This is a genomic window from Saccharomonospora iraqiensis subsp. iraqiensis, assembly GCF_000430445.1.
Lineage (GTDB): Bacteria > Actinomycetota > Actinomycetes > Mycobacteriales > Pseudonocardiaceae > Saccharomonospora > Saccharomonospora iraqiensis.
The window spans coordinates 32,840-52,847 of record NZ_KE387064.1 but is presented as its reverse complement, the minus strand read 5'-3'; the positions used below and the strand labels follow the sequence as shown (position 1 = coordinate 52,847).

Here is a 20,008-nt window from a genome sequence, read left to right as displayed (position 1 = left end):
CAGGTCGAACGCGAAGAGGGGCCCCGCCCGCTGGTGGCGGGGCCCCTCTTCGCGTGTCGGGCCAGGGACGTGGTCGGTTCCGGCGACGGCCCGCAGTGTCACCCGGCCTCGGTCAGCTCGTCGAGTGCCCGGAACAGGGCCCGCTGCGTGAGGTGCCCGCGACGGCTGTACGAGACGACTCCGGGGCCTTCGTCCCGCAGTGGCGTGTCGGATTCGGGCATCCGGTCCCGGACCCAGTCGACGAAGTCGGGATAGAACTGTTCGGCCCGGTCGGTCACCGTGCGCGAGGCCCCGGAACCGTGGAAATCGTCGAACGGCCGCGCCGAGGTCGCCACGGTGACGACCGAGTAGCGGTGGATCACGGTGACCGGGCCGTCGCCGTGGGTACTCTTCCGTCGCCGAACGCTGAACTGCACGGCATGGACCGGTCGGTGCCCGTAGATGCCGAGGATCTCGACGTCCACGTTCGGGAGCGTGTAGTCCCAGGTCACGGAACCGCTCGCCGGGTGGTCCGAGCCTTTCCGGAACTGCCACGGCATCCGCTGCTTCACCGACCAGCCGTACCGGCGGGCGAAGGAGGGCAGCCGCACGAACCGGAACCAGCCGGAGCGGATGTAGTGCTGGACGAACGGGAGCACCACCGCGAGGACGATGATCGTGCCGAGCACCTTCGGGAAGTCGATCGTCACCGCGGGCCTGCCTAGAAGTCGAGCTGTTCGGACGTGGTCGGCTGCGACTGCTCGGCACCGACGTCCCCGGCATCGTGATACGACTTGAGGTCGTTGGCGTGCCCGGCGAGTCCCGGGATCTCGACCTGTTCCTTCAGGTAGTCGCCCGCGGCGCCCGCCATCGACCGGACGAACCCGTCGGTCACCCGTTCACCGACCATTCCGGCGTCCGCATTGTTCAGGCGGGCGCCCAGGCCGGCACGCCTTCCGTCCGCCCGGGCACTGTCGACCTCCAGTCCGGCGAGACTGGCACGCATACGCTTGGTATCCATGGCCTGGCGGAAGCCGTCGCCCTGATTGGCGATCCAGTTCCGCAGCTTGGTGATCAGCGTTTTGATCTTGTCGAGCAGTGTCCGCAGCCGGTTGAACATGCTGGTCGCCCTGGAGGTGGTCTGGGCGGCACGCACACCGGTGGCCGTGCCCGCGGCGGCGGTGGACGCGCCGGCGGTGGGGATCGCCGCGGCCAACGCGGGGACCCAGATCATGATCAGCCAGGTGACGAACTCGGTGAGCAGGGCCTTGATGAACTCCTCGATCACCGTCATGATCATGCTCGAGATCTTCAGCAACTGGGCGATGTTGCGGGCTTCGCCCGCGACCGCCTTGATGCCCTTGCCGAACTCACCGAACTTCTCACCGGCCGTCTCCGCGGCGCTGCCCTGCCACTCGGCGAGCGCGCTCCTGGCTTCCTGGGCGAACTGATCGCCGAACTGGCTGACGCCTTCGGCGATGTTCGTGAAGGTGTCCGACGCCGTGGAGAGCGCGGGCCCGTCCCCGCTGACCAGGTGGATGAGGTCCTGAAGCGGCTGACAGATGGAGATCAGGAAGTCGAGTCCTTCACCGACGAGCCACCCGATCGGGTCAGTAGCGAAGTCGGAGATCGCATCCTTGCACGAGGAGACGAGGCCGATGCCGTCCACGGCGATGTCCCGCACGTCCGAGCCGCCGACGCCGCCGTCCTCAACGGCGTCGTCGTACTTGTTGTACGCGGCGATCCCGTCGCCGAAGACCGGCACCGACTCGGCGACCTTCCGGCCCCAGGAGTCCTCTTCCTCGACCTCGATGTCACCGAGGGGATCATCTGTGCTCACGGAGGCTCTCTCCCTTCATAGGTGCGGCCGTTGTCAGGCCTCGAGCTGATTGACGGTGGTGCTCTCGATGCTTCCGGTAATCGTGCTCAGGGAGCGCTGGTGCCCGTCCTCGGCTTCCTGGTAGAGCCGTGCGGCGGTTCCGACCTTTTCCGAAGCGGCCTGCAGACCGTTCTCCATTTCGGTCATCAGTCCCTTCAGACGTTCGAGCAGATCGGAGTAGTCCTGTTTGACGAAGAGCCCGACCACCCCCCACGCTTCATCCCCGACGTCCGCCTCGTCGATCTTGCCGTGGACCTCACCGACGGATGTCCGGTGTTCCGCGAGCTTCTGCGAATAGCTGTTCAGGGCTTCGATGTTGACGTTGAAACCGTTCACTGTTCCTCCGAGTACGCGCGTTCCCGCGCTTCCAGTCGTGCCTGATGCTCGGCGATCCGGGCCGCGATGTTCTTCCGTCCACGCATGGACATCACGAGAGCCACCACACCGGCGACCCCGCTTCCCGCGGCGAAGAGGAACAACCGGACGGCGTCGCCGGATCCGGCCATGGTCGGGTGGGGCCACACGGGGCCGATCGAGATCTCGACGACCTCCCCCATTTCCGGTACGGGCTCGGGGCGGCCCCAGGACGATCGATCGAGGTGGTGTCGTTCGCCGTCGAACAGATACGTGCCACTGACGTTGGACGAGCTCTGTCGGCTGTCGGTGCCGTCGTAGGAGTCGGTGACGTGCAGCTGCGCCGAGTGCGCGTAGTCGAGGAACTCCCGGGCGGACAGGCCGTTGACGACCAGATGCGTGGCGGTCAACAGCAGCCCCGCTGCGAGGACGGTGCCGAGAACCCAGGGGGCCCGGGACGGGCCCGAGTCACTCTCCTCCCGGACGGCGATGATGAGCACGATCACGAACGAGAGCACAGCCGGCACCCCGATGATCATGCCCAGTACCAGCAGGAAATCCTTCCAGCCGATTGCGGTGCAGCCCCAGAGCAGCACGATGCCGATGCCGAGGATCCAGCCGAGGCGGAGCAGCCAGGTACCGTTCTTGTACAGGGAACGGTATCCCTCCTTCCACGGGACGGTCTCCTGCTCGGCGGTTTCCTGCGGAGCGATTTCCTGCTCGGCGGCGTGCTGCTGGACGGCGTCCGGTTCGGCGGTTGCCGGATCGCCGGGTTCGTGGACGTCGGATCCGGCGGCCGGATGTGTCCCGTTCGGGGAGTCCGCCGGGGGATCGGTACCGACAGCACTTTTCGGCTGACGCGCTCGCTCCCGCATGCGCCATCCGAGATGGCCGATGCCGATCGCGATGACGAGGCCGAGGACGATCACTCCGGGAAGGATCTCTTCGAAAGTCATTGTTCCCCCTGATGTGTGGCGGCGAGTCGAGATGACCGGGCGGATCCCGGATCACCGTCGCGGTCCACCGTCGCGTTCCGGTCCGGCATCCGGGCGTCGCTCCGCGCGGATTCGCGATCGGCACGCGAGCGCTTCGCCGCGAGGGCGAGCAGGATTCCGGGTACCGCCGCGACCGCGCCCGCCACGAGTGACAATGCGGCGTCCAGGGTCGATGTGATGACCGGGTAGGGCCACCACGGTCCGACGACGACCTCCACCACGGAACCGGAGTCGGGAGCCGGACCGCCCAACCACCAGACGTCGTCCGCGTGGTGCTCGATGCCGGCGACCTCGTAGGTACCACTGACAGCACCGTCGTCGTTCGCGGTGACGTGCAGCGCGCTCCGGTGGCCGAAGTCGAGCAGATGAGCGGTGCCGTTCACGAACAGATTGACGGCGATCACGAGGAACGTCGAACTCCCGAGGCCGAGCACCAGCGATGGCCACATCGGTTTGGCCCCGGTGCGGGCGCGGCGCTGACGGACGTCCGCGAGCACGGAGCCGAGGAGCACCACCACGGCCGGTCCGACGACCAGTACCAGTGCGATGGCGATCATGCCTTGCACACCGACCGCCGTGTAGAGCCAGACGATCGTCACCGCGACCCCGGTCATCCACGCCAGGATCGTGAACGTGATCGCGAGATTGCGGCGGGCACGATCCGGGGCCTCATGCCCGGAATCGGTCGGCGACGCATTCTCCCCGCACTCCGCGTCGTCCCCTGCCGTACCGCTCACGCCGGTCGTCTCGCCCGCTCGGCGGATGCGTTTCCCGAGAGAGCCGAGTCCGGCCGCCAGCGCGTAACCGAACACGATGATCCAGGGGAGGATCAGGTCGAAATCCACGTGTGTGTCTCCTACCGTCCGTCCCGGGACCGGCCGGGTGCGTTCTCCACGGATCGGCACCTCGATCCCGGAAGGGGCGATGCCCGCACAGTGGGTCCGCTGTCGGCGGTGGGTCCGTGCGCCCCGTACGGGTTGTGTCCGGAGCGGGCGAGCTCGCTCAGCGTTCGTCGTCGAAGAGGTTGCGCAGGAAGTCGTCGCCGGCGGAGCCGCCGTTGTCCGCGGGCGGCGGTGCGGGCGGGGCCGGGCGGTCGTCCTCGTCGTCGCCGAAGAGGTCCTGCTGGGAGTAGTCCTCGTGGATCTCCTCCTCGGGCGGGGCCGGCCGTGCGGGGCGGGCCTCCTCCATCCGCGCGCGCAGGTCCTCGGGGGAGGTGCCGAACAGCTGTGCCTGGGTCTCGATCACCTGATCGGTGGTGTTCAGCTCCCCACCCATGTGCTCGTCGACGATCGTCGCCTGTTTGCGCGCGGCCTCGGCGACGGCCTCCTGGAGCGTCGACATGATCGACGACGACAGCTCCTGCGGGGAGCGCGTCAGCGCCTTGTCGGTGAGCTGGATGTCCTTGACCGACCCCCCGGGGCCGGCGACCACGGTGATCGCACGGTCGGCCGAGCTCGCGGTCGCCTCGAGGTCGGCGAGCTCGGTCTGCATCCGACCGACATCGGCGAGCTGGTCGTCGACGTTGCGGATCTTGGACTGGAACTGTTCGAACTGGGCGACGAGCTGCTCGAACTCGGCGGACACTCTGCCTCCCCGATGGACGGATTCTCGCGTAGGTGGGCGCACACGGTGCGCGATCAATCATGGACCACGCGGCCCCCGTTCCGGCGGGGGATGGGGTAAACTGGAGAGGAAAAGACGTCCGCCGGGCTCGCATCGAGGGTCTCAGCGACCCCCGATGTGGTAGCCCTGAGCATGGGCGGGTATCTTTGACGACCGTGCCCGGCAGGTGTCGGGCCCTCCGTGTGCCTTCAGGTCACGGCGGGGTGCTTCGGGTGCCCCGGTGGCAGAGGTGGCGCGGGTTTCCACGGCAACCCCGAGGGGACGTTGACGGATCTCAATGATCCGCAAGACGGGCCGACACGCCCGACCGCGGGTACCGGGGAGCACAGTAGAGCTAAGTAGGACGCAACAGAAAGCTGGTCCATTGCCCACGATCCAGCAGCTGGTCCGCAAGGGCCGCCAGGACAAGGCTGCCGCTCAGAAGACGGCGGCGCTCAAGGGGAGCCCGCAGCGTCGCGGTGTGTGCACGCGCGTGTACACCACCACGCCCAAGAAGCCGAACTCCGCACTGCGCAAGGTCGCCCGTGTGAAGCTGAGCAACGGCATCGAGGTCACGGCCTACATTCCCGGTGAGGGCCACAACCTGCAGGAACACTCGATGGTGCTCGTGCGTGGCGGCCGTGTGAAGGACCTTCCGGGTGTTCGCTACAAGATCATCCGCGGTTCGCTCGACACGCAGGGCGTGAAGAACCGTAAGCAGGCGCGCAGCCGGTACGGCGCGAAGAAGGAGAAGAGCTAATGCCCCGCAAGGGTCCGGCCCCGAAGCGGCCACTGACCTCCGACCCGGTGTACGCATCTCCGCTCGTCACCCAGTTGGTGAACAAGGTGTTGCGCGACGGGAAGCGTTCGGTGGCCGAGCGCATCGTCTACGGCGCGCTCGAGGGCGCCCGGGAGAAGACCGGCACCGACCCGGTCGTCACCCTCAAGCGTGCGCTCGACAACGTGAAGCCCACCCTCGAGGTGAAGAGCCGCCGCGTCGGTGGTGCCACCTACCAGGTGCCCATCGAGGTCAAGCCGGGCCGGTCGACGACTCTCGCGCTGCGTTGGCTCGTCACCTATTCGCGGCAGCGCCGCGAGAAGACGATGGTCGAGCGCCTGCAGAACGAGCTGCTCGACGCGAGCAACGGCCTCGGGGCCAGCGTGAAGCGCCGCGAGGACACCCACAAGATGGCCGAGTCGAACAAGGCCTTCGCTCACTACCGTTGGTGAGCGCGAACATCGCAGTGAACCGTCGGACACGGTCGCCCGGTCCGTTTGACCGCGCCAATGCCGGGTTCCACGTTCAGGACAGGGGAACATCAAGTGGCACGTGACGTGCTGACCGACCTCAACAAGGTCCGCAACATCGGCATCATGGCCCACATCGACGCCGGTAAGACCACCACCACCGAACGGATCCTGTTCTACACCGGGATCAACTACAAGCTCGGTGAGGTCCACGACGGCGCGGCCACGATGGACTGGATGGACGAGGAGCAGAAGCGGGGTATCACGATCACCTCGGCTGCTACCACGACGTTCTGGGACGACTACCAGATCAACATCATCGACACCCCGGGCCACGTGGACTTCACCGTCGAGGTGGAGCGCTCGCTGCGCGTGCTCGACGGTGCCGTCGCCGTGTTCGACGGCAAGGAGGGTGTCGAGCCGCAGTCCGAGCAGGTCTGGCGGCAGGCCGACAAGTACGACGTCCCGCGCATCTGCTTCGTCAACAAGATGGACAAGCTCGGCGCGGACTTCTACTTCACCGTGGACACCATCTCCGAGCGGCTCGGCGCCCGCCCCCTGGTTCTCCAGCTGCCCATCGGCGCGGAGAGCGACTTCCAGGGGATCGTCGACCTCGTCCAGATGAAGGCTCTGACCTGGCGCGGTGACGTCAAGAAGGGCGAGAAGTACGAGGTCGAGGACATCCCGGCAGACCTCGTCGACCGGGCCGCGGAGTACCGCGAGAAGCTCGTCGAGGCGGTCGCCGAGACCGACGACGACCTGATGGAGCGGTACTTCGGCGGTGAGGAGCTGAGCGAGGCCGAGATCAAGGCCGGCATCCGCAAGCTCACCGTCGACCGGGAGGCGTTCCCGGTGCTCGCGGGATCCGCGTTCAAGAACAAGGGCGTGCAGCCGATGCTGGACGCCGTGGTCGACTACCTTCCGTCGCCGCTGGACGTGCCGCCGGTCGAGGGCACGCTCCGGGACGGGGAGACCCGCGTCTCCCGGAACCCCTCGACGGAGGAGCCGTTCTCGGCGCTCGTGTCCAAGGTCGCGGTGCACCCGTTCTACGGCAAGCTGACCTACATCCGGGTCTACTCCGGCAAGGTCGCCTCCGGGACGCAGATCATCAACGCGACCAAGGAGCGCAAGGAGCGCATCGGGAAGCTGTTCCAGATGCACTCCAACAAGGAGAACCCGGTCGAGGACGCCCAGGCGGGGCACATCTACGCGGTTCAGGGCCTCAAGGACACCACGACCGGGGACACCCTGGCCGACGCCCAGAACCCGATCGTGCTCGAGTCGATGACCTTCCCGGAGCCGGTCATCAAGGTCGCGATCGAGCCGAAGACCCGTTCCGACCAGGACAAGCTCTCCACGGCGATCCAGAAGCTCGCCGAGGAGGACCCGACGTTCCGGGTGAGCCAGGACGAGGAGACCGGCCAGACCATCATCGAGGGCATGGGTGAGCTCCACCTCGAGGTGCTGGTCAACCGGATGAAGACCGACTTCAAGGTCGAGGCGAACATCGGTAAGCCTCAGGTCTCCTACCGCGAGACCATCCGCAAGACCGTGGACAAGCTCGAGTTCACGCACAAGAAGCAGACCGGTGGGTCCGGCCAGTTCGCGCGGGTGATCGTGAAGCTGGAGCCGCTGACCTCCGGGGACGGCGCGCTGTACGAGTTCGACAACCAGGTCACCGGTGGGCGTGTGCCGAAGGAGTACATCCCGTCGGTCGACGAGGGCGCGCAGGACGCCATGCAGTACGGCGTGTTGGCCGGTTACCCGCTCGTCGGGCTGAAGTTCACCCTGTTGGACGGTGCGTACCACGAGGTCGACTCCTCGGAGATGGCCTTCAAGGTCGCCGGTTCGATGGCGATGAAGGATGCCGCGAAGAAGGCGAACCCGGTACTGCTGGAGCCGATGATGGCGGTCGAGGTGACCACACCCGAGGAGTACATGGGTGACGTCATCGGTGACCTGAACTCCCGCCGTGGCCAGATCCAGGCCATGGAGGAGCGTTCCGGTACGCGCGTCGTGAAGGCGCTCGTGCCGCTGTCGGAGATGTTCGGGTACGTGGGTGACCTGCGGTCGAAGACCCAGGGTCGCGCCAACTACACGATGGTCTTCGACTCCTACGCCGAGGTTCCGGCGAACGTCGCGAAGGAGATCATCGCGAAGGCGACGGGGGAGTAACCCGGAGCACCCATCCGCGGGCGTGAAAGGGGACTCCCCCTAGGGTCCGCACAACCGACCAGATCGAGTCGTCGGCCGGCTGCCACGCCGGTCGCGAGCAAGAAAGTCCAGGAGGACATTCCAGTGGCGAAGGCGAAGTTCGAGCGGGGCAAGCCGCACGTCAACATCGGGACCATCGGTCACGTCGACCACGGCAAGACCACGCTGACCGCGGCGATCACCAAGGTGCTTCACGAGAAGTACCCCGAGCTCAACCAGTCCAGGGCGTTCGAGCAGATCGACAACGCCCCGGAGGAGAAGCAGCGCGGCATCACGATCAACATCGCGCACGTCGAGTACCAGACCGAGGCTCGGCACTACGCGCACGTGGACGCGCCCGGCCACGCCGACTACATCAAGAACATGATCACCGGTGCGGCGCAGATGGACGGCGCCATCCTGGTGGTCGCGGCGACCGACGGCCCGATGCCGCAGACCCGTGAGCACGTGCTGCTGGCCCGCCAGGTCGGCGTCCCCTACATCGTGGTGGCGCTAAACAAGGCGGACATGGTCGACGACGAGGAGATCCTCGAGCTCGTCGAGATGGAGGTCCGTGAGCTGCTCAGCTCGCAGGAGTTCCCCGGCGACGACGCCCCGGTCGTCCGCGTCTCGGCGCTGCAGGCGCTCGAGGGCGACGAGAAGTGGGCGCAGAGCATCCTCGAGCTGATGAACGGCGTCGACGAGAAGATCCCGGACCCGGTGCGCGCCACCGACAAGCCGTTCCTGATGCCGATCGAGGACGTCTTCACGATCACCGGCCGCGGCACGGTGGTCACCGGCCGGATCGAGCGCGGCGAGATCAAGCTGAACGAAGAGGTCGAGATCGTCGGCATCAAGCCGGACGCCCGCAAGACCACCGTCACCAGCATCGAGATGTTCAACAAGATGCTGGACTACGGCCAGGCCGGCGACAACGCCGCCCTGCTGCTGCGTGGTGTCAAGCGTGAGGACGTCGAGCGCGGCCAGGTCGTCGTGAAGCCGGGCACCACCACCCCGCACACCGAGTTCCAGGCCTCGGTCTACATCCTGGCCAAGGACGAGGGTGGCCGGCACACGCCGTTCTTCAACAACTACCGCCCGCAGTTCTACTTCCGCACCACCGACGTCACCGGTGTCGTGACGCTGCCGGAGGGCACGGAGATGGTGATGCCGGGCGACAACACCGAGATCTCGGTCCAGCTGATCCAGCCGGTCGCGATGGACGAGGGTCTGCGGTTCGCCATCCGCGAGGGTGGCCGCACCGTGGGCGCCGGCCAGGTCACCAAGATCGTCAAGTGAGGTACCCGGACCCCCGGGTGCGGATGTCGCACCTCGGTGTGGCATCCTGAACAGGTTGCTCGACGTGGGGCGGCCGATTTCGCAAGGACTCGTCACGCAGGCCGGAGAAATCGGCCGCCCCACTGTGAGCGCCCCGGGCTCGTGAACTTCGCGAGTCGGGAGTGATCGGCCGAGCCGACGCTCCGAGGAAGCAGACCTGGCGGCACGACAACGATCCTGCGGGATCAGTCTGCGTGGCCCGGGCGACACGCCCGAGCGCGGGGGCCGGGGATAGGTCGTTGACGTGCGAGAACAGCGGTACTAGACGATTCCCCGACCGTCCGGTGGCGAGCTGCGGTGGGACGGGTCGGCGATCGAAGGATCGAAGACGGACCGGACCCGCGGAGTCGTGTCGGACCGGTCGAGGACGAGACGGTAAGGAACCATGGCGGGACAGAAGATCCGCATCAGGCTCAAGGCCTACGACCACGAGGCGATCGACAGCAGCGCGCGCAAGATCGTCGAGACGGTGACGCGCACCGGTGCCTCGGTGGTCGGACCTGTGCCGCTGCCGACCGAGAAGAACGTTTACTGCGTCATCCGCTCGCCGCACAAGTACAAGGACTCGCGCGAGCACTTCGAGATGCGCACGCACAAGCGTCTGATCGACATCCTCGAACCGACGCCGAAGACGGTGGACGCGCTCATGCGCATCGACCTTCCGGCGAGCGTCGACGTCAACATCCAGTAAGCGTTGGTCGAGCGGCGGAGATAGAGACTGATGTCTGAAAGGCAAGTGAAGGGCATCCTGGGCACCAAGCTCGGCATGACCCAGGTCTTCGACGAGAATAACCGGGTCGTCCCGGTGACGGTCGTCAAGGCGGGGCCGAACGTGGTGACCCAGGTGCGCGACAAGGACAAGGACGGCTACTCGGCCGTGCAGCTGGCGTTCGGCGCCGTGGACCCGCGGAAGGTGAACAAGCCGAAGTCGGGCCACTTCGAGAAGGCCGGTGTGACCCCTCGGCGGCACCTCGCGGAACTGCGCACCTCGGACGCGGACACCTACGAGGTCGGCCAGGAGCTCACCGTCGAGATCTTCGACGACGGCACGCTGGTCGACGTGACCGGCACGACCAAGGGCAAGGGGTTCGCCGGCGGCATGAAGCGGCACGGCTTCTCCGGTCAGGGTGCCGCCCACGGTAACCAGGCCACGCACCGCAAGCCGGGTGCGATCGGCGGGGCGGCGACGCCCGGTCGCGTGTTCAAGGGCAAGAAGATGGCGGGCCGGATGGGCCGTAACCGCGTCACGACGCAGGGCCTGCGCGTGCACTCGGTGCGCGCCGACGACGGTCTGCTGCTGATCAAGGGAGCGGTTCCCGGCCCGAAGAACGGCCTGGTGTTCGTCCGCAGCGCCGCGAAGGGTGGTGTGACGCAATGACCGCGACGGTCGAGGTGAAGACTCCGGCGGGCGAGGCCGGGGGCACGGTCGAGCTGCCCGCGGAGATCTTCGACGTGCAGGCCAACATCCCGTTGATGCACCAGGTCGTGGTGGCGGCAGCTCGCCGCGGCGCGGCAGGGCACGCACGAGACGAAGACCCGCGGCGACGTCCGCGGCGGTGGCCGCAAGCCGTACCGGCAGAAGGGCACCGGGCGGGCGCGTCAGGGCTCGGTCCGCGCGCCGCAGTTCGTCGGCGGTGGCACGGTGCACGGGCCCACGACCCGGGACTACACCCAGCGGACGCCGAAGAAGATGAAGGCCGCGGCACTGCGGGGCGCGCTGTCCGACCGGCGCGGTCCGGGCAGCTGCACGTGGTGACCGAGCTGGTCAGCGGTGAGAAGCCGTCGACGAAGGCGGCGAAGGCCGCACTGGCCGCCGTCACCGACGCGACGCGCGTGCTGGTCGTGGTGGACCGCGAGGACGAGCGCAGCGTGCTGTCGGCACGGAACCTGCCGTACGTCCACCTGATCACGCCGGACCAGCTCAACACCTACGACGTGCTCGTGAACGACGACGTGGTGTTCACCAGGGCCGCGTTCGACGCCTTCCTGGCCGGGCCCGCCCAGCACAAGGGCGCCGCCGCGGCGACGACGGCCGAAGGGAGTGTGCAGGCATGAGCTCCGTGGCGATCCCCGACCCGCGCGACGTGCTGATCGCGCCGGTGATCTCCGAGAAGTCCTACGGGCTGCTCGACGACCACAAGTACACGTTCCTGGTTCGTCCCGACGCCAACAAGACGCAGGTCAAGGTGGCGGTCGAGAAGATCTTCGGCGTGAAGGTCGTCAGTGTGAACACTCAGAACCGCCCGGGCAAGCGCAAGCGCACCCGGTACGGGTTCGGCAAGCGCAAGGACACCAAGCGCGCCATCGTCACGCTGTCGTCCGAGAGCAAGCCGATCGAGATCTTCGGCGGACCAGCCGCGTAAGGGACTGAGACGACATGGGCAGCATCCGCAAGTACAAGCCAACAAGTGGGGGGCGCCGGGGTTCCTCGGTCGCCGACTTCGCTGAGATCACGCGGTCCGAGCCGGAGAAGTCGCTGGTCAAGCCGGTCACCAAGACCGGAGGCCGGAACGCCCGCGGCAAGATCACGACCCGGCACAAGGGCGGTGGCCACAAGCGCGCCTACCGGATCGTGGACTTCCGGCGCAACGACAAGGACGGCGTCCCGGCGAAGGTCGCGCACATCGAGTACGACCCGAACCGGACCGCCCGGATCGCTCTGCTGCACTACGCCGACGGCGAGAAGCGCTACATCATCGCGCCGGACAAGCTGAAGCAGGGCGACAAGATCGAGAACGGCCCGAAGGCCGACATCAAGCCGGGCAACAACCTGCCGCTGCGGAACATCCCGGTCGGCACGGTGGTGCACGCGATCGAGCTGCGGCCCGGCGGCGGCGCGAAGATCGCCCGCTCGGCGGGTGCGCGCGTGCAGCTCGTGGCCAAGGACGGACCGTACGCGCAGCTGCGGATGCCCTCGGGCGAGATCCGCAACGTGGACGTGCGCAACCGGGCCACGGTCGGCGAGGTCGGCAACTCGGAGCACTCGAACATCAGCTGGGGCAAGGCGGGCCGCAGCCGTTGGCGTGGCAAGCGCCCGACGGTGCGCGGTGTCGTGATGAACCCGGTCGACCACCCGCACGGTGGTGGTGAGGGCAGGACGTCCGGTGGCCGGCACCCGGTCAACCCGAACGGTATGCCCGAGGGGCGCACCCGCCGGCGCAAGCCGAGCGACCAGTTGATCGTCCGCCGTAGGCGCACCGGCAAGAAGAAGCGCTGAGTAGGAGGTAGCCACCGATGCCACGCAGCCTGAAGAAGGGCCCGTTCGTGGACGACCACCTGCTCAAGAAGGTGGACGCGCTCAACGACTCGGGCAAGAAGACCGTCATCAAGACCTGGTCCCGCCGGTCGACCATCACCCCGGACATGCTCGGCCACACCATCGCGGTGCACGACGGTCGCAAGCACGTCCCGGTGTTCGTCACCGAGGCGATGGTGGGGCACAAGCTGGGTGAGTTCGCCCCGACGCGGACCTTCAAGGGCCACGTCAAGGATGACCGCAAGTCGCGCCGCCGCTGAGCGCGCACCGAGAAGGGCAAGTAATGATGAACGCGCGTAGTGACGCGGTTGCCGAGGCGCAGGAACTGCCCACGGCTTTCGCGCGGGCTCGCTTCGTCCGGGACTCGCCGACCAAGGTGCGCCGGGTGATCGAGCTGATCAAGGGCCGTAACGCCAACGAGGCCCTGGCCGTGCTCCGGTACGCGCCGCAGACGGCCAGCGACCAGTTGGCCAAGGTGCTCGCCAGCGCCATGGCCAACGCGGAGAACAACCTCGACCTCGACCCGGACACGCTCTGGGTCAAGAACGCCTACGCCGACGAGGGGCCGACGCTCAAGCGCATCCGCCCGCGGGCGCAGGGCCGTGCGTTCCGCATCCGGAAGCGGACCAGCCACATCACGGTGGAGGTCGAGTCGCGTCCCGACAAGGCGAAGTCGAAGAGCAAGAAGAAGGCAGGTGGCCGGTAGTGGGCCAGAAGATCAACCCGCACGGCTTCCGGCTCGGGATCACCACGGACTGGAAGTCCCGCTGGTACGCCGACAAGCAGTACTCGGAGTACGTGGCCGAGGACGTCAAGATCCGCAAGCTCCTGTCCACCGGCATGGAGCGCGCGGGTATCTCCAAGGTGGAGATCGAGCGCACCCGGGAGCGGGTCCGTGTCGACATCCACACCGCCCGTCCGGGCATCGTCATCGGGCGCCGCGGCGCCGAGGCCGACCGGATCCGCGGCGCGCTGGAGAAGCTCACCGGTAAGCAGGTGCAGCTCAACATCCTCGAGGTGAAGAACTCCGAGGCGGACGCGCAGCTCGTGGCCCAGGGCATCGCCGAGCAGCTGTCGAACCGTGTCGCCTTCCGGCGCGCGATGCGCAAGGCGATCCAGACGTCGATGCGCTCGCCGCAGGTCAAGGGCATCCGCGTGCAGTGCAGCGGCCGGCTCGGCGGCGCCGAGATGTCCCGGTCGGAGCACTACCGCGACGGCCGGGTCCCGCTGCACACCCTGCGTGCCGACATCGACTACGGGTTCTTCGAGGCCCGGACGACGTTCGGCCGCATCGGCGTGAAGGTGTGGATCTACAAGGGCGACCTGATGGGTGGCCTCAAGGCCAAGCAGGAGCGGGAGGCCGCCGCGGCCTCCGAGCGTGCGCCGCGCCGTGAGCGCCCGTCGCGGCGTCGGTCCGGCTCGTCCGGCACGACGCCGACGTCGACCGAAGCAAGCAGGGCCGCCGCGAACACGCAGACCGACACCGACGTCGCGGCGAGCCAGGCCCCGGAGGTGGCGTCCCCGGACGCCGCAGAGAAGACGGAGGGCTGAGGCGTGCTCATCCCACGCAAGGTCAGGTACCGCAAGCAGCACTCGCCGAGGACTTCCGGTGCGGCCAAGGGCGGCACGAAGGTGCACTTCGGTGACTACGGCATCCAGGCGCTCGAGCAGGGTTACGTGACCAACCGGCAGATCGAGTCGGCACGTATCGCGATGACCCGGCACGTCAAGCGCGGCGGCAAGATCTGGATCAACATCTTCCCGGACCGGCCGCTGACCAAGAAGCCCGCCGAGACCCGCATGGGTGGCGGCAAGGGGTCGCCCGAGTACTGGGTGGCCAACGTCAAGCCCGGTCGCGTCATGTTCGAGATGAGCTTCCCGAACGAGGCGGTCGCCCACGAGGCGCTGCGTCGCGCGATCCACAAGCTGCCGATGAAGTGCCGGATCGTGAACCGCGAAGGTGGTGAGTTCTGATGGCGAAGGCCGGAGGAGTTGCGGCGTCAGAACTTCGTGAGCTCACTGCTGACGAGCTCGTGCTGCGCCTGAAGGAGTCGAAGGAGGAACTGTTCAACCTCCGCTTCCAGATGGCCACCGGGCAGCTCGACAACAACCGCAGGCTGCGCACGGTGCGCGCGGACATCGCCCGCATCTACACCGTGATGCGGGAGCGGGAGCTCGGCCTGTCCGTCTCCCCCGAGGAGAACGAGAGTGAGGGTGCCGCATGACGGAGGCGGTGCAGAGCAGGGACACCGACCGGAACTACCGGAAGGTCCGTGAAGGCCTGGTCGTGTCCGACAAGATGGACAAGACGATCGTCGTGGAACTCGAGGACCGTAAGAAGCACCCGCTCTACGGCAAGATCATGCGCCGGACCAAGAAGGTCAAGGCACACGACGAGGGCAACACCGCGGGCGTGGGCGACCGGGTCACGCTGATGGAGACCCGACCGACGTCGGCGACCAAGCGTTGGCGGCTCGTCGAGATCCGTGAGAAGGCCAAGTAATCAGGGGCCGGGCGGCCCCGTTCGTTCCGCCAGGCTCGGCGTCGCCGAGAACCGGCGCGACATACAGGAGTTGACGTGATCCAGCAGGAGTCGCGACTGCGAGTCGCCGACAACACGGGTGCCAAGGAGATCCTGACCATCCGGGTGCTCGGTGGCTCGGGGCGGCGCTACGCGGGCATCGGCGACATCATCGTCGCCACCGTCAAGGACGCCATCCCGGGCGCCAATGTGAAGCGTGGTGACGTCGTCAAGGCCGTCATCGTCAGGACGGTGAAGGAGAAGCGTCGCCCCGACGGCTCCTACATCCGGTTCGACGAGAACGCCGCGGTGCTCATCAAGAACGACAACGATCCACGCGGCACACGCATCTTCGGGCCGGTCGGCCGCGAGCTGCGCGATCGTAAGTTCATGAAGATCATCTCGCTCGCGCCGGAGGTGCTCTGACAATGAAGGTGAAGAAGGGCGACACGGTCCTCGTCATCGCGGGCAAGGACAAGGGTGCCAAGGGCAAGGTCATCCAGGCCTACCCGGGCCGCCAGCGCGTGCTGGTCGAGGGTGTGAACCGCATCAAGAAGCACACCCGGATCACCCAGACACAGCGCGGTGCCCAGTCCGGCGGCATCGTCACCCAGGAGGCCCCCATCCACGTGTCGAACGTGATGGTCGTCGACTCCGACGGAAAGCCGACCCGGGTGGGACACCGCATCGGCGAGGACGGCAAGAAGGTTCGTATCTCGCGTAGGACGGGCAAGGACATCTGATGACCACCGCAGAGAAAAGCTACCCGACGCCGCGGTTGAAGACCCGGTACCGCGACGAGATCGCCGGTCAGCTGCGTGAGGAGTTCGACCTGGGGAACCCGCACCAGATCCCCGGTGTGGTCAAGGTCGTGCTGAACATGGGTGTCGGTGACGCCGCCCGGGACAGCAAGCTCATCGAGGGCGCGGTCCGCGACCTCGCCGCGATCACCGGCCAGCGTCCCGAGGTCCGCCGGGCCCGGAAGTCGATCTCGCAGTTCAAGCTGCGGGAGGGGCAGCCGATCGGTGCCCGTGTGACGCTGCGGGGCGACCGGATGTGGGAGTTCCTCGACCGGCTGCTGACCATCTCGCTGCCCCGGATCCGGGACTTCCGCGGCCTGTCGAGCAAGCAGTTCGACGGCAAGGGCAACTACACGTTCGGGTTGACCGAGCAGTCGATGTTCCACGAGATCTCGCCGGACTCGATCGACCGCCCCCGCGGCATGGACGTCACGGTCGTCACCACGGCGACCAACGACGACGAGGGCCGCTCGTTGCTCCGCAAGCTCGGCTTCCCGTTCAAGGAGAGTTGATCAGATGGCCAAGAAAGCTCTGATCGCCAAGGCTGCCCGCAAGCCCAAGTTCAGGGTGCGCGCCTACACCCGCTGCCAGAAGTGTGGCCGGCCGCGTTCGGTCTACCGCAAGTTCGGCCTGTGCCGGATCTGCCTGCGGGACATGGCGCACGCGGGCCAGCTCCCCGGCGTGCACAAGTCGAGCTGGTGAAGGCTTTTACCGCACCCTGCGCAGACAGGGATCCATCCCACTTCGCCACAGGCCCCGAGCCGGCCCGGTACGCACCGGCCGCCGGTGAGGGGAACCGGGGCGAGAAAGGTTGACAGGTCACCATGACGATGACCGACCCGATCGCAGACTTCCTGACACGTCTGCGGAACGCGAACTCGGCGTACCACGACGTGGTCGAGCTGCCGCACTCGAAGATCAAGGCGAACATCTCGGAGATCCTCAAGCGCGAGGGCTACATCTCGGACTACCGCACCGAGCCGGGAGACAAGCACAAGAACCTGGTCGTCGAGCTGAAGTTCGGCCCCAACCGCGAGCGCAGCATCGCCGGTCTGCGGCGCGTGTCGAAGCCCGGCCTGCGTGTGTACGCGAAATCGACCAACCTGCCCAGCGTTCTGGGTGGCCTCGGCGTGGCGATCATCTCGACCTCGTCCGGCCTGCAGACCGACCGGCAGTGCAAGCGCAACGGCGTGGGCGGGGAAGTCCTCGCCTATGTCTGGTGAGGAAGGGGGACAGGCATGTCACGCATCGGTAAGCTGCCGATCACCGTCCCCTCCGGGGTCGAGGTGACCATCGACGGTCAGCACGTCTCGGTCACCGGGCCGAAGGGCACTCTCGAGCACACCGTCCCGGAGCCGATCACCGTGGAGCGGGACGAGGACGGCACGCTCGCCGTCCGGCGCCCGGACGACGAACGGGAGAACCGCTCGCTGCACGGACTGACCCGGACCCTGGTCAACAACCTGGTCACCGGCGTCAAGGACGGCTTCGAGAAGCGGATGGAGATTCACGGCGTCGGCTACCGCGTCCAGGCCAAGGGCGACGACCTCGAATTCGCGCTCGGCTTCAGCCACCCGGTGACGGTGTCCGCGCCCGAGGGGATCACCTTCAAGGTGGAGAGCCCGACCAAGTTCTCGGTGTCCGGCATCGACAAGCAGAAGGTCGGCCAGACGGCGGCGGTCATCCGCAAGCTCCGGCGTCCCGACCCCTACAAGGGCAAGGGCCTGCGGTACGAGGGCGAGCGCATCCGTCGCAAGGTCGGAAAGACGGGTAAGTGATCATGAGCGAAACGGTGACGAAGCGCAAGCCGGTCGGCAAGGACATCTCCACCCGTCGTCGCGCCGGCAAGGCCCGCAGGCACGCACGGCTGCGGAAGAAGATCAGCGGCACGGCGCAGACCCCGCGGATGTCGGTCAAGCGCTCCTCGCGGCACATCGTCGTCCAGCTGATCGACGACGACGCGGGCCACACGGTGGCGGCGGCGTCGACGCTGGAGGCGGACGTGCGCACCGTCGAGGGCGACAAGAAGGCCAAGGCCACGAGGGTCGGCGAGCTGGTCGCCGCCCGCGCCAAGGACGCGGGTGTCTCGCGAGCGGTGTTCGACCGGGGAGGCAACGCCTACCACGGCCGGATCGCGGCTCTCGCCGACGCCGCCCGCGAGGCGGGGTTGGAGTTCTGACATGAGCACATTTCTCGAGAACGGAAGGAACGCCTGATGCCGGGACGTACGCGGCAATCCGGCGGCCAGGGGGGACCGGGCGGCGACCGCGAGCGCGGTGGCGGCCGGGACCGCAGGGACCGTCGTGACGGTGGCCGTGGCGGGGCGGCCCAGGACAAGACCCCGCACCTCGAGCGCGTCGTATCGATCAACCGGGTGGCGAAGGTCGTCCAGGGTGGTCGGCGCTTCAGCTTCACCGCGCTGGTCGTCGTCGGGGACGGCGACGGGCAGGTCGGTGTCGGCTACGGAAAGGCCAAGGAGGTGCCCTCGGCGATCGCCAAGGGCGTCGAGGAGGCCAAGAAGAACTTCTTCCGCGTGCCCCGGATCGCGGGCAGCATCCCGCACCCCGTGCAGGGTGAGGAGGCCGCGGGCGTGGTTCTGCTCCGTCCGGCCAGCCCCGGTACCGGTGTGATCGCCGGTGGTGCCGTGCGTGCCGTGCTGGAGTGCGCCGGGGTGCACGACGTGCTGTCGAAGTCGCTGGGCAGCGACAACCCGATCAACATCGTGCACGCGACCGTGCGGGCGCTGCGGGATCTGCAGCGTCCGGAGGAGGTGGCGGCCCGCCGTGGGCTGCCGCTCGAGGACGTCGCCCCGGCCCGGATGCTGCGCCAGCGCGCGGGGCAGGAGGTCTGACATGACGCAACTGAAGGTCACGCAGATCAGGGGCCTGGTCGGCACGCAGAAGAGCCAGAAGGCCTCGCTGCGCACCCTCGGCCTGCGCAAGATCCACCAGTCGGTGGTGCGGGAGGACACGCCCCAGGTGCGTGGTCTGATCAACGCGGTCCGCCACCTGGTGAACGTGGAGGAGGTCAAGTAATGGCCATCAAGATCCACCACCTGAGGCCGGCCCCCGGCGCCAATCGGGACAAGATCCGTGTCGGCCGTGGTGAGAGCTCGAAGGGCAAGACTGCGGGTCGCGGTACGAAGGGCACCAGGGCGCGGAAGAACGTGCCCGCCGGCTTCGAGGGTGGGCAGATGCCCATCCAGCAGCGGCTCCCGAAGCTGCGCGGGTTCAAGAACCGCAACCGCACCGAGTACCAGGGAATCAACGTGGGCGACCTCGTCCGCGCGTTCCCGGACGGCGGCACGGTCGGCAGGGACGAACTGGTTTCCCGGGGCCTGATCCACAAGGACGAACTCGTGAAGGTCCTCGGCGACGGCGACGTGAACGGCGTCAAGCTCGACGTCGCCGCCGACGCCTTCTCCAAGTCGGCCCGGGAGAAGATCGAGTCGGCGGGCGGCACGGCGACCCGCCTCTGACTCGCACGCTCACCGGTCGTCGAACCGGGAGACCCGCACAACGAAACGGCCCGCAGCCCCCCACCGGGGCCGCGGGCCGTTTCACGTTCCACCCCGACCCGCCCCGCCCTCCCGACCCGCGCCCGGCCACCCAGGGGACGACATTCCGCCCGCGAACTGTCCCCACGAGGGGCCGGGCACGTCGCCGTGGTGGCGCGTTCCGCCCGCGGAACGCGCCACCACCCGGGCCAGGACATACCCCCGTTCGTGGGGTCGTTCCGCGACGAACGTGGGCAAAGCCGCACTATGTGCGGCGGCTCTCGGAGAGGCTGTTAGAGTCGCACTCGACGCTTGGGGCACCCATGTGCCCCGAGCGTGTCTGGCTT

30 protein-coding genes and 1 pseudogene are annotated in these 20,008 nt (G+C 67.6%); 25 read left to right on the top strand and 6 right to left on the bottom strand.

Translation table 11 applies throughout. The annotated features are described in order from the left end of the window. Positions 1-98: 98 nt before the first annotated feature. The 6 genes from ACTIR_RS0106005 to ACTIR_RS0105980 all read right to left on the bottom strand — a co-directional run bounded on the left by ACTIR_RS0106005 (position 99) and on the right by ACTIR_RS0105980 (position 4,791). Positions 99-689 (bottom strand): hypothetical protein, encoded by a 591-nt coding sequence (locus tag ACTIR_RS0106005; RefSeq protein WP_026453580.1) that lies wholly within the window; start codon positions 687-689, stop codon positions 99-101. Between the two features lie 11 nt (positions 690-700). Continuing rightward, positions 701-1,819 carry a WXG100 family type VII secretion target gene (locus ACTIR_RS0106000; RefSeq protein WP_026453579.1) on the bottom strand — a complete coding sequence of 373 codons (1,119 nt, stop codon included), beginning with the start codon at positions 1,817-1,819 and terminating at the stop codon, positions 701-703. A 33-nt stretch (positions 1,820-1,852) separates the two neighbouring features. Then, positions 1,853-2,194, bottom strand: a complete 342-nt coding sequence (locus ACTIR_RS0105995; protein WP_026453578.1) for a hypothetical protein — start codon at positions 2,192-2,194, stop codon at positions 1,853-1,855. Further along, positions 2,191-3,168 carry a hypothetical protein gene (locus tag ACTIR_RS21975; RefSeq protein WP_154663677.1) on the bottom strand — a complete coding sequence of 326 codons (978 nt, stop codon included), beginning with the start codon at positions 3,166-3,168 and terminating at the stop codon, positions 2,191-2,193. Before ACTIR_RS21975 ends, ACTIR_RS0105995 begins: the two co-directional genes overlap by 4 nt. Then, on the bottom strand, positions 3,165-4,052 hold the full coding sequence (locus tag ACTIR_RS21970; protein WP_065388547.1) for a hypothetical protein: 888 nt from the start codon (positions 4,050-4,052) through the stop codon (positions 3,165-3,167). The genes ACTIR_RS21975 and ACTIR_RS21970 overlap by 4 nt, the downstream gene beginning before the upstream one ends. Positions 4,053-4,209: 157 nt before the next feature. Then, positions 4,210-4,791 carry a YbaB/EbfC family nucleoid-associated protein gene (locus ACTIR_RS0105980; RefSeq protein WP_026453577.1) on the bottom strand — a complete coding sequence of 194 codons (582 nt, stop codon included), beginning with the start codon at positions 4,789-4,791 and terminating at the stop codon, positions 4,210-4,212. 403 nt (positions 4,792-5,194) lie between these two features. Here ACTIR_RS0105980 and rpsL point away from each other — a divergent pair, with 403 nt between their 5' ends. The 25 genes and pseudogenes from rpsL (at position 5,195) to rplO (ending at position 19,643) form a co-directional block, all read left to right on the top strand. After that, positions 5,195-5,569 (top strand): 30S ribosomal protein S12, encoded by a 375-nt coding sequence (gene rpsL, locus ACTIR_RS0105975; RefSeq protein WP_026453576.1) that lies wholly within the window; start codon positions 5,195-5,197, stop codon positions 5,567-5,569. Next, positions 5,569-6,039 (top strand): 30S ribosomal protein S7, encoded by a 471-nt coding sequence (gene rpsG / locus ACTIR_RS0105970; RefSeq protein WP_007023256.1) that lies wholly within the window; start codon positions 5,569-5,571, stop codon positions 6,037-6,039. Before rpsL ends, rpsG begins: the two co-directional genes overlap by 1 nt. A 93-nt stretch (positions 6,040-6,132) precedes the next feature. Then, entirely contained in the window at positions 6,133-8,232 is a 2,100-nt protein-coding gene (gene fusA, locus ACTIR_RS0105965) for an elongation factor G (RefSeq protein ID WP_026453575.1), read from the top strand. A 123-nt stretch (positions 8,233-8,355) separates the two neighbouring features. Beyond that, entirely contained in the window at positions 8,356-9,549 is a 1,194-nt protein-coding gene (gene tuf / locus ACTIR_RS0105960; RefSeq protein ID WP_026453574.1) for an elongation factor Tu, read from the top strand. Between the two features lie 424 nt (positions 9,550-9,973). Then, positions 9,974-10,279: a 30S ribosomal protein S10 gene (gene rpsJ, locus ACTIR_RS0105955; RefSeq protein WP_007023259.1), complete on the top strand. Its 306-nt coding sequence runs from the start codon at positions 9,974-9,976 to the stop codon at positions 10,277-10,279. A gap of 30 nt (positions 10,280-10,309) precedes the next feature. Continuing rightward, positions 10,310-10,966 carry a 50S ribosomal protein L3 gene (gene rplC / locus ACTIR_RS0105950; protein ID WP_026453573.1) on the top strand — a complete coding sequence of 219 codons (657 nt, stop codon included), beginning with the start codon at positions 10,310-10,312 and terminating at the stop codon, positions 10,964-10,966. Next, a pseudogene (rplD, locus tag ACTIR_RS21965) lies at positions 10,963-11,643 on the top strand (50S ribosomal protein L4). The gene rplC and the pseudogene rplD overlap by 4 nt, the downstream one beginning before the upstream one ends. Beyond that, positions 11,640-11,951 (top strand): 50S ribosomal protein L23, encoded by a 312-nt coding sequence (gene rplW / locus ACTIR_RS0105940; protein WP_026453572.1) that lies wholly within the window; start codon positions 11,640-11,642, stop codon positions 11,949-11,951. Before rplD ends, rplW begins: the two are co-directional and overlap by 4 nt. Before the next feature lie 14 nt (positions 11,952-11,965). Continuing rightward, on the top strand, positions 11,966-12,805 hold the full coding sequence (rplB, locus tag ACTIR_RS0105935; protein ID WP_007023263.1) for a 50S ribosomal protein L2: 840 nt from the start codon (positions 11,966-11,968) through the stop codon (positions 12,803-12,805). A gap of 17 nt (positions 12,806-12,822) precedes the next feature. Beyond that, on the top strand, positions 12,823-13,104 hold the full coding sequence (rpsS, locus tag ACTIR_RS0105930; RefSeq protein WP_007023264.1) for a 30S ribosomal protein S19: 282 nt from the start codon (positions 12,823-12,825) through the stop codon (positions 13,102-13,104). 26 nt (positions 13,105-13,130) lie between these two features. Beyond that, entirely contained in the window at positions 13,131-13,550 is a 420-nt protein-coding gene (gene rplV, locus ACTIR_RS0105925; protein WP_007023265.1) for a 50S ribosomal protein L22, read from the top strand. Continuing rightward, positions 13,550-14,395 (top strand): 30S ribosomal protein S3, encoded by an 846-nt coding sequence (gene rpsC / locus ACTIR_RS0105920; RefSeq protein ID WP_007023266.1) that lies wholly within the window; start codon positions 13,550-13,552, stop codon positions 14,393-14,395. Before rplV ends, rpsC begins: the two co-directional genes overlap by 1 nt. Positions 14,396-14,398: 3 nt before the next feature. Further along, the gene (rplP, locus tag ACTIR_RS0105915; RefSeq protein WP_007023267.1) at positions 14,399-14,818 is read left to right on the top strand and encodes a 50S ribosomal protein L16; all 420 of its coding nucleotides are present in this window, start codon (positions 14,399-14,401) and stop codon (positions 14,816-14,818) included. Beyond that, entirely contained in the window at positions 14,818-15,069 is a 252-nt protein-coding gene (gene rpmC, locus ACTIR_RS0105910) for a 50S ribosomal protein L29 (protein ID WP_007023268.1), read from the top strand. The genes rplP and rpmC overlap by 1 nt, the downstream gene beginning before the upstream one ends. Further along, positions 15,066-15,347 carry a 30S ribosomal protein S17 gene (gene rpsQ / locus ACTIR_RS0105905; RefSeq protein ID WP_019807077.1) on the top strand — a complete coding sequence of 94 codons (282 nt, stop codon included), beginning with the start codon at positions 15,066-15,068 and terminating at the stop codon, positions 15,345-15,347. Before rpmC ends, rpsQ begins: the two co-directional genes overlap by 4 nt. Positions 15,348-15,422: 75 nt before the next feature. Further along, a complete protein-coding gene (gene rplN / locus ACTIR_RS0105900; protein WP_007023270.1) occupies positions 15,423-15,791 on the top strand; it encodes a 50S ribosomal protein L14 in 369 nt (122 codons plus the stop codon). A 2-nt stretch (positions 15,792-15,793) separates the two neighbouring features. Further along, on the top strand, positions 15,794-16,108 hold the full coding sequence (gene rplX, locus ACTIR_RS0105895; protein WP_007023271.1) for a 50S ribosomal protein L24: 315 nt from the start codon (positions 15,794-15,796) through the stop codon (positions 16,106-16,108). Then, on the top strand, positions 16,108-16,677 hold the full coding sequence (gene rplE / locus ACTIR_RS0105890) for a 50S ribosomal protein L5 (protein ID WP_026453570.1): 570 nt from the start codon (positions 16,108-16,110) through the stop codon (positions 16,675-16,677). The genes rplX and rplE overlap by 1 nt, the downstream gene beginning before the upstream one ends. 4 nt (positions 16,678-16,681) lie before the next feature. After that, positions 16,682-16,867: a type Z 30S ribosomal protein S14 gene (locus tag ACTIR_RS0105885; protein ID WP_026453569.1), complete on the top strand. Its 186-nt coding sequence runs from the start codon at positions 16,682-16,684 to the stop codon at positions 16,865-16,867. A 122-nt stretch (positions 16,868-16,989) separates the two neighbouring features. After that, complete coding sequence (gene rpsH, locus ACTIR_RS0105880) at positions 16,990-17,388, top strand: 30S ribosomal protein S8 (protein ID WP_007023274.1); 399 nt, start codon at positions 16,990-16,992, stop codon at positions 17,386-17,388. Between the two features lie 15 nt (positions 17,389-17,403). Further along, positions 17,404-17,943 (top strand): 50S ribosomal protein L6, encoded by a 540-nt coding sequence (rplF, locus tag ACTIR_RS0105875; protein ID WP_007023275.1) that lies wholly within the window; start codon positions 17,404-17,406, stop codon positions 17,941-17,943. Positions 17,944-17,945: 2 nt separating this feature from the next. Next, positions 17,946-18,344, top strand: a complete 399-nt coding sequence (gene rplR, locus ACTIR_RS0105870; RefSeq protein ID WP_026453568.1) for a 50S ribosomal protein L18 — start codon at positions 17,946-17,948, stop codon at positions 18,342-18,344. A gap of 36 nt (positions 18,345-18,380) precedes the next feature. Further along, positions 18,381-19,016, top strand: a complete 636-nt coding sequence (rpsE, locus tag ACTIR_RS0105865; protein ID WP_026453567.1) for a 30S ribosomal protein S5 — start codon at positions 18,381-18,383, stop codon at positions 19,014-19,016. A gap of 1 nt (position 19,017) precedes the next feature. Beyond that, positions 19,018-19,200, top strand: a complete 183-nt coding sequence (rpmD, locus tag ACTIR_RS0105860) for a 50S ribosomal protein L30 (RefSeq protein ID WP_007023278.1) — start codon at positions 19,018-19,020, stop codon at positions 19,198-19,200. Next, positions 19,200-19,643, top strand: coding sequence for a 50S ribosomal protein L15 (gene rplO, locus ACTIR_RS0105855; RefSeq protein ID WP_026453566.1), 444 nt, complete (start codon positions 19,200-19,202; stop codon positions 19,641-19,643). The genes rpmD and rplO overlap by 1 nt, the downstream gene beginning before the upstream one ends. The last annotated feature ends 365 nt before the right edge of the window (positions 19,644-20,008 follow it).